This window comes from Streptomyces sp. NBC_01429, assembly GCF_036231945.1.
In the GTDB taxonomy this organism is placed as follows: domain Bacteria; phylum Actinomycetota; class Actinomycetes; order Streptomycetales; family Streptomycetaceae; genus Streptomyces.
The window spans coordinates 6,547,412-6,560,355 of record NZ_CP109599.1 but is presented as its reverse complement, the minus strand read 5'-3'; the positions used below and the strand labels follow the sequence as shown (position 1 = coordinate 6,560,355).

Genomic DNA, 12,944 nt, shown 5'->3' with positions numbered 1-12,944 from the left:
GGTTGTACGAGTCCCCCTCAGCCCAGGGCCACGGCGCGCAGCCGTTCCAGGACATCGGCCCGCAGGTCAGCGGGCTCCAGTACGAGCACGTCCGGGCCGAACTCCACCAGCCAGGCGTCGAGTCCATGGCCGTACGGGATCTCCAGCTCGTCCCAGCCGTCGCCCAGCTCCCGCGACGACACCGCCCGCGCGCGCAGCGGATAGCCGCACCCGGCGCGCAGCCTGATCACCGCGGAGCGGGTCGCGGTCTCGCCCGCCCAGCTCTCCACGGTCTCCCTGACGGTGACCACATCGGGTACGGGCGCGCCGAAGACGCCCGCGCGGGAGCGGACCCGGCCGGTGATCCGGGAGAGCCGGAAGACCCGCTCGGCGCCCCGGTCCCGGTCCCAGCCCGCCAGATACCAGTGGCCGCGCCAGCACTCCAGCGTCCAGGGCTCCACCTGGCGCGGCTCGGCCGTGGCGGCGTTGGCCTTGCGGTAGTCGAAGGCGACGGGCCGCCGGTCCCGGCAGGCGAGCATCAGCGGCTCGAAGGCCGCCTCGTGGACGGGGATACGGGGCTCCAGCGCGCCGTGCCGCGCCTCGTACGAGTCCTCCGCCTCCGGCATCCCGGCGGCCCGCAGCTTCTGGAGCGCGCCGCTCGCCGCGCCCGCCAGCCGCGCCTGCTGCCAGACCTTGGCCGCCAGCCCCAGGGCGGCGGCCTCCTCGGCGTCGAGGGTGATGGCGGGCAGGCGGTTGCTGTCGCGGCGGGCCAGATAGCCCGCGTCGCCGTCCAGGCTCTCCACCGTCTCGATGACCAGGCCGAGTTCGCGCAGGTCGTCCTTGTCGCGCTCGAACATCCGGTTGAACGAGTCGTCGGTGCCCGCTTCCAGATACGCCTCGATGGAGCCCCGCAACTCACGCTTGCTGAGCGGGCGCCTGGTCCCGAGGAGACACAGCGCCAGATTCATCAGTCGCTCGGCCTTGGCAATGGCCATCGACGTCTCGCACCCCTTTTGATCGTGCCGCCTGCGCCCGCTGACCGTACCGCTCCGGGCTGTCGCCGCGAAAGCCGAGGGGGGCCGGGCACGGCGGAGGGCCCGTGCCGGACGGCACGGGCCCTCGTGTCCTGCCGCGTGTCTCAGACGGAGACGAGGTCGCAGACGAAGATCAGCGTCTCGCCGGGCGCGATGGTGCTGCCGGCGCCCCGGTCCCCGTAGGCGAGGTGCGCGGGGATGATCAGCTCACGACGGCCGCCGACCTTCATGCCCTGCACGCCCTGGTCCCAGCCCGCGATGACGTGTCCGGCACCGAGGGTGAACGGGAGCGGCGCGCCGCGGTTCCAGGAGGCGTCGAACTCCTCACCGGTGGAGAAGGCCACACCGACGTAGTGGACCTTGACGTTGGCGCCGGCCTGGGCCACCGGGCCGTCGCCCTCCCAGATGTCCTTGATCTGGAGATCGGCCGGCGGCTCGCCACCCGGGAAGTCGACCTCGGGCTTCTCGATGCTCACTGAACTGCTCCTCTAAATGATGAACGGGCAACCGGGACAGTCTTACACCTTCGCCAGGATGTCCACGGCGAACACCAGAGTGGAGTTCTTCGGGATGCCCTGCTGCTCCTGGTTGCCGAACGCCTGGTCCGGCGGGATCACGATCAGGACCCTGCTGCCGACCTTCTTGCCCACGATCCCCGACTTGAGGCCCTTCAGCGTGAGCTGCGGCAGCGGGAAGGTGGTGGTGTTGCCCAGCTTGTACGTGGATTCGAACTGCTTGCCGTTCTTCCAGAAGTACGCCGCGTAGTTCAGCACCACGGTGTCCGACTCCTTGACGACCTCGCCCTTGCTCTCCAGCACGTAGTCGGAGACCAGCTTCTTGGGCGGATCGGTCTTCGGGACGGTGACCTTCGGCTCCTTGCCGTCGTCGTTCGTCCCGACCACCGGCAGCGCCTTGTCGTCCTGCGGGACGACGGTGCCCTCGGCGGACTTCGGCACCTTGGTCGCCTTCAGGATGTCGACGACGAAGACCAGGGTGGAGTTGGGCTTGATGTCGCCCTGGCCCTGCGCGCCGTAGCCAAGGTCCGGCGGGATCCCCAGCTCGACGCGGCTGCCCACCTTCTGGCCTTCGAGACCCTGGTCCCAGCCCTTGATGACCATGCCGGCGCCGAGCGTCAGGTCGAACGGCTGCTTCCGGTCGAAGCTGTTGTCGAACGGCTTGGCCGAGTCCCAGCTCTGGCCCAGATAGTTGACCTGGATCGCTTCGCCCTTGGCGACCTTCGCGCCGTCGCCCTGGCTCAGGACATCGACCTTCAGCTCCTTCGGCGGTGTGCCCTCCCCCTTGTCGAGGGTCGGCTTCTCTCCGAACTTGGCACCCGCGCTGATGGCGGGGAGGCCGTTCTTGGACGGGGTGGAGTCGGAGCCTCCGTCGCCGCCGCACGCCGCACTCAGCAGCAGCACGGGGACAACGATGAGGCCGGCAAGTCGGCGCACGTGTTCCTCAGATCTCAGACGGCACAGTAGGCGCCCACTCTAAGGCGTGCCAAGGGCCCCGTACGCGATATGTACGGGGCCCGTGGCCGCCTTTCCCCCATGGGTGTCACATTGCGGCTCACATACCGGCGATGAGCTTTTCCACCCGTTCGTCCACGGACCGGAACGGGTCTTTGCAGAGCACCGTGCGCTGCGCCTGGTCATTGAGTTTGAGATGCACCCAGTCGACGGTGAAGTCCCTGCGCTGTTCCTGGGCGCGGCGGATGAAATCGCCGCGCAGTCGCGCCCTGGTGGTCTGCGGGGGCACCGACTTGCCCTCGAAGATCTTCATGTCATTGCAGATCCGGGCGGCCTGGCCCCGCTTCTCCAGCAGGTAATAGAGACCGCGACGACGGTGGATGTCGTGGTAGGCGAGGTCTATCTGAGCGACCCTCGGATGCGACATGGTCATGTTGTGCTTGGCCCGATACCGCTCGATGAGCTGGTATTTCATGACCCAGTCGATCTCGGTGCCGATACGGTCGAGGTCCTCCGCCTCGATCGCGTCGAGCGTGCGGCCCCACAGTTCCAGGACCTGTTCGACGGTGCCGGTACGGATTCCGCGGCGCTCCACGAAATCCACGGCTTTCTCGTAGTACTCGCGCTGGATCTCCAGGGCGGAGGCCTCCCGGCCGCTCGCCAGCCGGACCTTGCGCTGGCCGGTGAGATCATGACTGACCTCGCGGATCGCCCGAATGGGGTTCTCCAGGGTCAGATCGCGCATCACCGTGCCCGCCTCGATCATGCGCAGCACGAGGTCGGTGGCGCCGACCTTGAGCAGCATGGTCGTCTCGGACATGTTCGAGTCGCCGACGATGACGTGCAGGCGCCGGTAGCGCTCGGCGTCGGCGTGCGGTTCGTCCCTGGTGTTGATGATCGGACGGGAGCGGGTGGTGGCGGAGCTGACGCCTTCCCAGATGTGCTCGGCACGCTGGCTGGCGCAGTAGACCGCTCCCCGGGGGGTCTGGAGTACCTTGCCGGCACCGCAGATGAGCTGCCGGGTGACGAGGAAGGGGATGAGGATGTCCGCGAGCCGGGAGAACTCTCCGTGGCGGGCGACGAGATAGTTCTCGTGGCAGCCGTAGGAGTTTCCCGCCGAGTCGGTGTTGTTCTTGAAGAGATAGACGTCGCCCGCGATTCCCTCCTCGTGCAGGCGGCGTTCGGCGTCGACGAGCAGACCTTCGAGAATGCGCTCGCCCGCTTTGTCGTGCGTGACCAGTTCGGTCACGTTGTCGCATTCGGGAGTCGCGTATTCCGGATGCGAACCCACGTCGAGGTAGAGACGGGCGCCGTTCCGCAGGAAGACATTGCTGCTGCGGCCCCATGACACAACACGGCGGAAGAGGTAGCGCGCCACTTCGTCAGGTGACAGTCGGCGCTGTCCCCTGAACGTGCACGTGACGCCGTACTCGTTCTCCAGCCCGAAAATGCGGCGGTCCATGTCTGAACATTACGCCTGATGACCAGAGCTGAAACCGGGTTCGGCCGCACCGCTTGGATCATTTTCCGTCCGGATGGTGGCATCGGCCGGACGGACGGGAGCGGCGAGGACCCGCTGGGTGGTCAGCAGGACGAGCAGCGCGGCGATTCCGCCGGCCCCCGCGACGGCGAAGCTCGCGGCCGTGCCGCCGATCTCGACGGCGGGTCCAGCGATGGCCGTGCCGAGCGCCGAGCCGACGCCGAAGGTGGTCACGAGCCAGGAGAACGCCTCGGTGACGGTGCCGTGCGGGGCGTGCCGGTCGACGACGATGAAGGAGCAGGCGATGGCGGGCGCCAGGAAGACGCCGGCGAGGGCGCAGAGCCCGGTCATCGCGAGTACGCCGGGGGTGAGCGTCAGCGGCAGGTAGCACAGGGCCAGCAGCGCGACGATGGCCCGCAGCCGCCGTTCGGGGGTGCCGGCCCACTGCCTGGCCCCGTATCCCAGTCCGCCCACCAGCGCGCCGAGGCCCAGGGCGGCCATCAGCCAGCCGTAGACGGATTCGCGGCCCTGGTCGTCGGCGTACGCCACGCCCGCGACGGTGATCGAGCCGAGGGCCACCCCGATGAAGAGGAACGCGCCGAGGAGGGCGAGCAGTCCGGGTGAGCGCAGGGCGCCGAGCCAGTGCGCCTCGCGGGGCGCGGAGCGCCAGCGGCGGGAGGGCTCGGAGGCGACCACGGAGAGCGCGCCGCACACGCCGACGGCGTTGATGGCGAGCAGCGCGGCGGCCGGCGACCAGAGCGAGACCAGCAGCGTGACGAGCAGCGGGCCGACCGTGAACATGATCTCCTGGGCCACCGCGTCCATGGCGTACGCCCGGTGGACCCGGTCCTCGCCGCCGAGGACGCTGGGCCACAGCGCCCGCAGTCCGCCCTCCAGCGGTGGTGTGAACACACCGGCGACGGCGACGGCCGTGTAGGCGAGGGCAGGTGAGTCCGTTCCGGCGAGGACGAGCAGCACCACGCCCGCCGCGGAGACCACGGCCGCGGGCAGCTGCACCCGGGGCTGGCCGTACAGGTCCACGGCCCGGCCGAGCAGGGGCTGTCCGATCGCCGTGCCGATGCCGTAGACGGCCGCGAGCGCTCCGGCGAGGCTGTAGCTGCCGCCGCCCGCCCGGACGAGCAGGACGATCGCGATCGGCGCCGTGGCGCTCGGCAGCCGTCCGACCAGTGTGCCGGTCAGCAGCCTCGCGGCGTACGGCGCCTTGAGAATGTCCGCGTATCCGGTGGATCCGCCGGCCATGTTCCCGTCCCCTCGTTTCCTCGCCCGGCGCCATCGCGGGCGACAGGTTTTACGTATAACGTCGGCGTCATACGTACCATGAGCGCAGTCTGCGGGTCCACCGCGATTCTCACCGCACCACGGAGAACGACAGCGATGACAGAGCAGTCCGCCAGGCCGACCAGCAGGGATGTGGCACGGGCCGCGGGCGTGTCCCAGGCCACGGTCTCCCTCGTACTCGGCGGGAAGTGGCCGGGCCGGGTCTCGGAGCGGACCGCCGGGCTGGTGCGGGAGGCGGCACGGGCGCTCGGCTACCGGCCCAATCTCGCCGCGCGCAATCTGCGGCTCGGCACGACCAGGACGGCGCTGCTGGTGGTGCCGGCGCTCACCAACGAGTTCTTCGCGCGGGTCTACACCGGCGCGGCCGAGGTGGCCGCCGAGCACGGCTTCGGAGTGGTCCTCTACCCCTCACCGGCCGGGGTGGGACCCGCCCGGGACCCGTTCGCCTCGGCGCGGGCGGCGCTGGACGGGGTGATCGCCTCCTCCATGGCGGCCGACGCGCTCGACGCGATCCGGGGCTCGGACGGCGCGGATCTGCCCCTGGTGATGCTGGACAGCGATCCGGCGGCCCCGGGCGCGGCCGCTTGGGTGAACCTCGACATCGCCGACGGCATACGGCAGGTGACGGAGCATCTGCTCGGACTCGGCCACCGGCGGCTGCTCCATCTCGCCTCCGCCGTCTCCTCCTGGACCTTCGACGTCCGCTCCGACGCGCTGGCGCGGGCGGTACGGGGAGTGCCGGACGCGGTCGTACGGAGCGCGCACGCCCCGCTGGAGGTCGACGCAGCCCGGGCGGCCGTCGAGAGCGCCCTCACCGCGCCGGGCCCCCGGCCCACCGCGGTGGTCTGCGACGACGACATCCTGGCCGCGGGCGCCTGCAAGGCGGTACGGCGCCTGGGTCTGCGGGTGCCCGAGGACGTCTCCGTCGCCGGCTTCGACGATCTGGCGCTGGCCACGGCGGTGGAGCCGGAGCTGACGACGGTGCGGCTGCCGGCCGAACAGGTGGGCAGGCGCGGCATGTCGGCGCTGCTCAGGGTCCTGGACGGGCAGCGGCCGGAAACGGGTGACCTGCCGGTCTCCCTGGTCGTCCGCGGCTCGACCGCGCCGCCCAGGGAAGAGTCGGCGCAGCGGCTCTGAGCCCCTGCCCGGTGCCGGATACGCCCGTGCCCCCGGGGTCCGCGCGGGCGGTCCGGGGGCACGGGTGGAAGGTTACTTCTTGCCGTCGTCGGGCTTCTCGGCCTCGGTGGCCGTGTCGTCCGCCGCGGTGGCCGCCCCGCCGTCCGGCTCCTCGGTGTCCGAGGGCGCGTCCGTCGGGGTGGAGGCAGCGCCGTCCGCCTCCAGCAGCCGGGCGAGCTGACGGCCGACGATCCGCTTGAACTTGCGCTGCTGGGGCCGCGTACGGTCCAGGACCGCCACTTCGAGCCGCTCGGCGGGGATCTCCCGCTCACCGCCGTTGGTGTCCCTGGAGAGCGCCTGGACGGCCAGCTTCAACGCCTCGGCGAGCGACATCCCGTCCCGGTGGCGCTGGTCGAGATAGGTGCTGATCTGCTCCGAGCTGCCGCCGACCGCGACCGAGCCGTGCTCGTCCACGATGGATCCGTCGTGGGGCAGCCGGTAGATCTGGTCGCCGTCCACGGTGTCGCCCACCTCGGCGACGACCAGCTCGACCTCGTACGGCTTCTCCCCCGAGCTGGAGAAGATCGTGCCCAGCGTCTGGGCGTAGACGTTGGCCAGCCCACGGGCCGTCACATCGTCGCGGTCGTAGGTGTATCCGCGCAGGTCGGCGTAGCGGACACCGCCGATGCGCAGATTCTCGTACTCGTTGTACTTGCCGGCGGCGGCGAAGCCGATCCGGTCGTAGATCTCGCTGAACTTGTGCAGCGCGCGGGACGGGTTCTCGCCGACGAAGACGATGCCGTCGGCGTACTGGAGCACGACCAGGCTGCGACCGCGGGCGATGCCCTTGCGGGCGTATTCCGCCCGGTCGGCCATGGCCTGCTGGGGTGAGACATAGAACGGCGTCGACACCGGCTATCCGTCCCTTTCTGTCAGTGGCAGGTTCTGGTTCATCAGAGCAGGGCGGCGCGCGGGCCGTCGGGCTGCGTCAGTCGGCGTTCGAGGATCGCGCGGGCGATCTCGGAGGACTCGTCGTCGGTCAGCCGCCGGAAACCCTCGTCCGTGATGACCGTGACGATCGGATAGATCCGGCGGGCCACATCGGGGCCGCCCGTCGCGGAGTCGTCGTCCGCCGCGTCGTACAGGGCCTGGATGACCAGGGTGGTGGCCTGCTGCTCCGTCAGATCGTCGTGGTAGAGCTTCTTCATGGCGCCCCGGGCGAAGATCGAGCCGGACCCGGTGGACGCGAAGCCCGTCTCCTCGGAGCGGCCGCCCGTCACGTCGTACGAGAAGATGCGGCCCCGCTCGCGGTCCACGTCCCAGCCCGCGAAGATCGGGACGACGGCCAGGCCCTGCATGGCCATGGCGAGATTGGAACGGATCATCGTGGAGAGCCGGTTGGCCTTGCCCTCCAGGGAGAGCCGCACTCCTTCGACCTTCTCGAAGTGCTCCAGCTCCAGCTGGAAGAGCTTGACCATCTCCACGGCGAGCCCGGCGGTGCCCGCGATGCCCACGGCCGAGTACTCGTCGGCCGGGAAGACCTTCTCGATGTCGCGCTGCGCGATCATGTTGCCCATCGTCGCGCGGCGGTCGCCGGCGAGGACCACTCCGCCGGGGAAGGTCACCCCGACGATCGTGGTGCCGTGCGGCGCCTCGATCGCCCCCTGAAGGGGCGGCAGCGAGCGGTTGCCGGGCAGCAGGTCCGGTGAGTGGTGGGACAGGAAGTCCATGAACGAGGACGAGCCGGGCGTCAGGAAGGCAGCTGGTAGACGCCCGGTGCTACGAGTGTTGGCTTCCACGCGTTTCCCTCCAGGTATGCGACGGCCCGACGCGCGGTGAGGGATCGTCTCCCAACGTGCCGATGGCCGAATTGCAGTTGAAGCACATTACGCCACGGACCCTACCCGTCCCGTGGCGGTGATCCACCTGAACCGCGGGACCGGTCCCGCGACGGGGACGCGGGCCCCGCGCGCGGGCGCGACGCACCCCGCCACGGGGACCGCCGCACCGCGCCCGCCGTGGCGGGGGCAGTGCCTCACCCACCCCCGCCGTTCACATCCGTGGACTACTGTCCACCCTTTTGAACGAAGGAACGCACGAAGTCCTCGGCGTTCTCCTCCAGCACGTCGTCGATCTCGTCCAGAACGGAGTCCACGTCGTCCGACAACTTCTCCTGGCGCTCCTTGAGCTCCTCGGACGCCTGCGCGTCCTGCGCCTGCTCCTCGGTCTGCTCGGTGGAACGCGTCGCCTTCTGCTGTCCGCCGTCGGTGTCCTTGGCCGCCATAACCCTCACCCCGCTCGGTTCGCCCCGCTCGATGTGACCTACAAGATCCGACCCTACAAGGAGGGTCGGACATCGGCCCCGTGGTTCCTCAACGTCTTCAACGTCCGGGGGCCACCTCGATCATTCCCCGCGGGGACCCGTTTCAGCCTCCGGAGAGCACCCGGACCAGCTCCTCCGCCGTGCGGCAGCGGTCCAGCAGCTCCTTGACGTGGTTCCTGGTGCCGCGCAGCGGCTCCAGGGTGGGCACCCGCTGGAGCGAGTCGCGGCCCGGCAGGTCGAAGATGACCGAATCCCATGACGCGGCGGCGACGTCGTCCGCGTACTGCTCCAGGCAGCGTCCCCGGAAATACGCCCTGGTGTCCTCCGGCGGGCTGGTCCTGGCGCGCTCGACGTCCCGCTCGTCCAGCAGCCGCCGCATCTTGCCGCGGGCCACCAGACGGTTGTAGAGGCCCTTCTCGGGGCGCACGTCGGCGTACTGGAGGTCCACGAGGTGCAGCCGGGGCGCGTCCCAGTCCAGGCTGTCCCGGCGGCGGTAGCCCTCCAGGATCTCCCGCTTGGTGATCCAGTCCAGCTCGCCCGACAGGCTCATCGGATCGTTCTCCAGCCGGTTGAGCGTGTCCTCCCACCGGGCGAGGACGTCCTTGGTCTGCTCGTCGGCGTCGACTCCGTACCGCTCCTCGACGTACTTCCTGGCCAGCTCGTAGTACTCCATCTGGAGCTGGACGGCGCTGAGTGTCCGGCCGCTGCGCAGCGTGATCAGCTGCCCGAGGGTGGGGTCGTGCGAGACCTGGTGCAGGGTACGGACCGGCTGGTCGACGGCGAGGTCGACGTTGATGAAGCCGTCCTCGATCATCGAGAGCACCAGCGCGGTGGTGCCGAGCTTGAGGTAGGTCGAGATCTCCGACAGGTTCGCGTCACCGATGATCACGTGCAGCCTGCGGTACTTCTCCGCGTCCGAATGGGGCTCGTCACGGGTGTTGATGATGGGGCGCTTGAGGGTCGTCTCCAGCCCCACCTCGACCTCGAAGTAGTCCGCGCGCTGGCTGATCTGGAAGCCGTGCTCATGACCGTCCTGGCCGATGCCGACCCGGCCCGCGCCCGTCACCACCTGCCGGGAGACGAAGAACGGCGTCAGATGGCGCACGATGTCCGAGAAGGGGGTCTCCCGCTTCATCAGATAGTTCTCGTGCGTGCCGTAGGACGCGCCCTTGTTGTCGGTGTTGTTCTTGTACAGATGGATCGGCTGGGCGCCGGGGAGCTGCGCGGCCCGCTCGGCGGCCTCGGCCATGACGCGCTCGCCGGCCTTGTCCCACAGGACGGCGTCGCGCGGATTGGTGATCTCCGGCGAGCTGTACTCCGGATGGGCGTGGTCGACGTACAGCCGCGCGCCGTTCGTGAGGATCACATTGGCCAGGCCGATGTCCTCGTCGGTGAGCTGACTGGAATCGGCGGTCTCGCGGGCGAGGTCGAAGCCACGGGCGTCCCGCAGCGGGTTCTCCTCCTCGAAGTCCCAGCGGGCCCGCCGCGCCCGGTGCATCGCCGCCGCGTACGCGTTGACGATCTGGGACGAGGTGAGCATGGCATTGGCGTTCGGGTGACCCGGAACGGAGATTCCGTACTCCGTCTCGATGCCCATTACTCGCCGTACGGTCATGCGGCCCTCCTTGCCCGGCGGCGCTCCCCTCCGGGAACGGCGCTCAAGTACCGCTGCGTCCGAGCTGCGCGTGCGGTGCCCGGTCCCGCACCGCGTGACGCGGCGGTACGAACGAGACTAGAACGCCGCCGCGCCGGAGGGGAGATCATTTCCGTCATTGGCCTGGTGTGGTGGACGGTGCGGAGGTAGCGGGGGTGGTGGACAGGCGGAAAACAACCGGCTGCGGATGCCCTTCCGGACATCCGCAGCCGGTCCGCGCTCTACAGGTACTGACCGGTGTTGGCCACCGTGTCGATGGATCGTCCGGTGTCCGCGCCCTGCTTTCCGGTCACCAGGGTGCGGATGAAGACGATCCGCTCGCCCTTCTTGCCGGAGATACGGGCCCAGTCGTCGGGGTTGGTGGTGTTCGGCAGGTCCTCGTTCTCCTTGAACTCGTCCACGCATGCCTGGAGGAGATGGGAGACCCGAAGGCCCTTCTGATTGTGGTCGAGGAATGCCTTGATGGCCATCTTCTTGGCCCGGTCGACAATGTTCTGGATCATCGCGCCGGAGTTGAAGTCCTTGAAATAGAGGACTTCCTTGTCGCCATTGGCGTACGTGACCTCAAGGAAGCGGTTCTCCTCGGACTCCGCGTACATCTGCTCCACCACGGACTGGATCATTCCGTGGGCGGCGGCCTCCTTGGAGCCCCGGTGCTCGGAAATGTCGTCCGCGTGCAGCGGAAGGGTGGGCGTGAGGTACTTCGCGAAGATGTCCTTCGCGGCCTCCGCGTCCGGACGCTCGATCTTGATCTTCACATCGAGCCGGCCGGGCCGCAGGATGGCGGGGTCGATCATGTCCTCACGGTTGGAGGCGCCGATGACGATGACGTTCTCCAGGCCCTCCACACCGTCGATCTCGGCGAGCAGCTGCGGGACGATGGTGTTCTCCACGTCCGAGCTGACTCCGGAGCCACGGGTGCGGAAGAGGGATTCCATCTCGTCGAAGAAGACGATGACGGGAGTGCCCTCGCTCGCCTTCTCCCGGGCACGCTGGAAGACCAGGCGGATATGGCGCTCGGTCTCACCGACGTACTTGTTGAGCAGCTCGGGGCCCTTGATGTTCAGGAAGTAGCTCTTCCCGGCGGGCCGGCCGGTCACCTCGGCGACCTTCTTGGCGAGCGAGTTGGCCACGGCCTTGGCGATCAGTGTCTTGCCGCAGCCGGGCGGACCGTAGAGCAGGATGCCCTTCGGCGGCCGCAGCTCGTGCTCCTTGAAGAGATCCGGGTGGAGATACGGAAGCTCGACCGCGTCGCGGATCATCTCGATCTGGCCGCCCAGACCGCCGATCTTCTCGTAGTCGACGTCCGGGACCTCTTCGAGGACCAGCTCCTCGACCTCGCTCTTCGGAACCACTTCGTAGACATAGCCGGAGCGCGGTTCGAGCAGGAGGGCGTCGCCGGGGCGGATGGTGATGTCCAGCAGTGGCTCGGCCAGCCGCACCACCCGTTCCTCGTCGGTGTGCCCGACCACCAGGGCGCGCTCGCCGTCCTCCAGGATCTCCTTGAGGGTGACGATGTCCCCGGCGCGCTCGTACTCCATGGCCTCGACCACGTTGAGCGCCTCGTTGAGCATGACTTCCTGGCCGCGCCGCAGCTCTTCCAGCTCGACGCCAGGACTGACATTCACCCGGAGCTTGCGGCCCCCGGTGAAAATATCGGCCGTGCCGTCCTCATTGGCGTGCAGAAAGACACCGAAGCCGGCCGGTGGTTGCGCGAGCCGGTCGACCTCTTCCTTGAGGGCCACGATCTGGTCACGGGCCTCACGCAGCGTATTGGCGAGCCGCTCGTTCTGCGCGGACACACCCGCCAGATTCGTCTGCAACTCGACGATCCGCTCTTCGAGAATTCTCGTATGCCGCGGAGAGTCGGCGAGCTTGCGTCGCAGGACGGCGATTTCCTGCTCTAGATAAGCAACCTGGCCGGCTGGGTCTTCGGACCCCCGCCCGGGCCGGATGCCGCGGTTGATGTCGTCGTCGTGGGCTGCCACGGTCCTCACCTCCTCCAAGGGGAGCTGGACGCTTCCTGACCCTACCTGGGTGGGTGATGATTGAAACCCCTAGATCACAAAGACTGTCGGGGTGTGTCCGATCTTCACCCTTGCGCCCTCTCCCTCACGCGAAGGGAATACCCACCCAGCGGCGCCGGAAAGCGGCCGGTTGTATCGTCGAGGTGTTCAACACCCGTCAGGGCTGGCGCGACTTACTCAAAACGCACAGCCCGGCGCAGCAATGGCAGGAGAGATGACCGTGCAGCAGGAGGCTCCCACCGAAGGCGTCACCGAGACCGGTGAGCCGCTGGAGGTCTGGATCGACCAGGACCTCTGCACCGGCGACGGGATCTGCGCCCAGTACGCCCCGGATGTCTTCGAGCTGGACATCGACGGGCTGGCCTATGTGAAGAGCTCCGACGACGAGCTGCTCCAGGCCCCCGGTGCCACCACCCGCGTACCGCTGCCGCTGCTGCGGGACGTGGTGGATTCGGCCAAGGAATGTCCCGGCGACTGCATCCATGTGCGCCGGGTCACGGACCGGGTCGAGGTCTACGGACCCGACGCGGAGTGACCGGCGCGGAAGGTACAGCGGTGGAGAC

The 12,944-nt window shown here is 68.9% G+C and carries 12 protein-coding genes and 1 pseudogene; 2 read left to right on the top strand and 11 right to left on the bottom strand.

Going from position 1 to position 12,944, the window contains the following annotated elements; all coding sequences use genetic code 11:
- Positions 1-17: 17 nt before the first annotated feature.
- The 5 genes from OG627_RS28935 to OG627_RS28915 all read right to left on the bottom strand — a co-directional run bounded on the left by OG627_RS28935 (position 18) and on the right by OG627_RS28915 (position 5,222).
- Positions 18-974, bottom strand: a complete 957-nt coding sequence (locus tag OG627_RS28935; RefSeq protein WP_329070033.1) for a helix-turn-helix transcriptional regulator — start codon at positions 972-974, stop codon at positions 18-20.
- A gap of 143 nt (positions 975-1,117) precedes the next feature.
- Positions 1,118-1,489: an FKBP-type peptidyl-prolyl cis-trans isomerase gene (locus OG627_RS28930; protein ID WP_329070031.1), complete on the bottom strand. Its 372-nt coding sequence runs from the start codon at positions 1,487-1,489 to the stop codon at positions 1,118-1,120.
- Between the two features lie 42 nt (positions 1,490-1,531).
- On the bottom strand, positions 1,532-2,464 hold the full coding sequence (locus tag OG627_RS28925) for an FKBP-type peptidyl-prolyl cis-trans isomerase (RefSeq protein WP_329070029.1): 933 nt from the start codon (positions 2,462-2,464) through the stop codon (positions 1,532-1,534).
- A gap of 118 nt (positions 2,465-2,582) precedes the next feature.
- On the bottom strand, positions 2,583-3,944 hold the full coding sequence (gene pafA, locus OG627_RS28920) for a Pup--protein ligase (RefSeq protein ID WP_329070027.1): 1,362 nt from the start codon (positions 3,942-3,944) through the stop codon (positions 2,583-2,585).
- A 9-nt stretch (positions 3,945-3,953) separates the two neighbouring features.
- Positions 3,954-5,222: an MFS transporter gene (locus OG627_RS28915; protein ID WP_329070025.1), complete on the bottom strand. Its 1,269-nt coding sequence runs from the start codon at positions 5,220-5,222 to the stop codon at positions 3,954-3,956.
- A gap of 135 nt (positions 5,223-5,357) precedes the next feature.
- Here OG627_RS28915 and OG627_RS28910 point away from each other — a divergent pair, with 135 nt between their 5' ends.
- On the top strand, positions 5,358-6,398 hold the full coding sequence (locus OG627_RS28910; protein WP_329070023.1) for a LacI family DNA-binding transcriptional regulator: 1,041 nt from the start codon (positions 5,358-5,360) through the stop codon (positions 6,396-6,398).
- Positions 6,399-6,470: 72 nt separating this feature from the next.
- Here the strand turns inward: OG627_RS28910 and prcA are convergent, their stop codons facing one another.
- From prcA to arc, 6 genes and pseudogenes are all read right to left on the bottom strand, one after another.
- Positions 6,471-7,289, bottom strand: a complete 819-nt coding sequence (gene prcA / locus OG627_RS28905) for a proteasome subunit alpha (protein WP_329070021.1) — start codon at positions 7,287-7,289, stop codon at positions 6,471-6,473.
- 41 nt (positions 7,290-7,330) lie between these two features.
- Entirely contained in the window at positions 7,331-8,176 is an 846-nt protein-coding gene (prcB, locus tag OG627_RS28900; RefSeq protein WP_329070019.1) for a proteasome subunit beta, read from the bottom strand.
- A pseudogene (locus OG627_RS28895) lies at positions 8,128-8,315 on the bottom strand (endonuclease domain-containing protein); the annotation flags it as partial. The pseudogene OG627_RS28895 and the gene prcB, both read right to left, overlap by 49 nt.
- Before the next feature lie 127 nt (positions 8,316-8,442).
- Positions 8,443-8,661 carry a ubiquitin-like protein Pup gene (locus OG627_RS28890; RefSeq protein ID WP_329070017.1) on the bottom strand — a complete coding sequence of 73 codons (219 nt, stop codon included), beginning with the start codon at positions 8,659-8,661 and terminating at the stop codon, positions 8,443-8,445.
- Between the two features lie 142 nt (positions 8,662-8,803).
- The gene (gene dop / locus OG627_RS28885; RefSeq protein ID WP_329070015.1) at positions 8,804-10,315 is read right to left on the bottom strand and encodes a depupylase/deamidase Dop; all 1,512 of its coding nucleotides are present in this window, start codon (positions 10,313-10,315) and stop codon (positions 8,804-8,806) included.
- 260 nt (positions 10,316-10,575) lie between these two features.
- Positions 10,576-12,342 (bottom strand): proteasome ATPase, encoded by a 1,767-nt coding sequence (gene arc, locus OG627_RS28880; protein ID WP_329070013.1) that lies wholly within the window; start codon positions 12,340-12,342, stop codon positions 10,576-10,578.
- 253 nt (positions 12,343-12,595) lie between these two features.
- On the opposite strand from arc, the gene OG627_RS28875 reads away from it, so the two are divergent.
- Positions 12,596-12,916, top strand: a complete 321-nt coding sequence (locus OG627_RS28875) for a ferredoxin (RefSeq protein ID WP_329070011.1) — start codon at positions 12,596-12,598, stop codon at positions 12,914-12,916.
- Positions 12,917-12,944 lie beyond the last annotated feature (28 nt).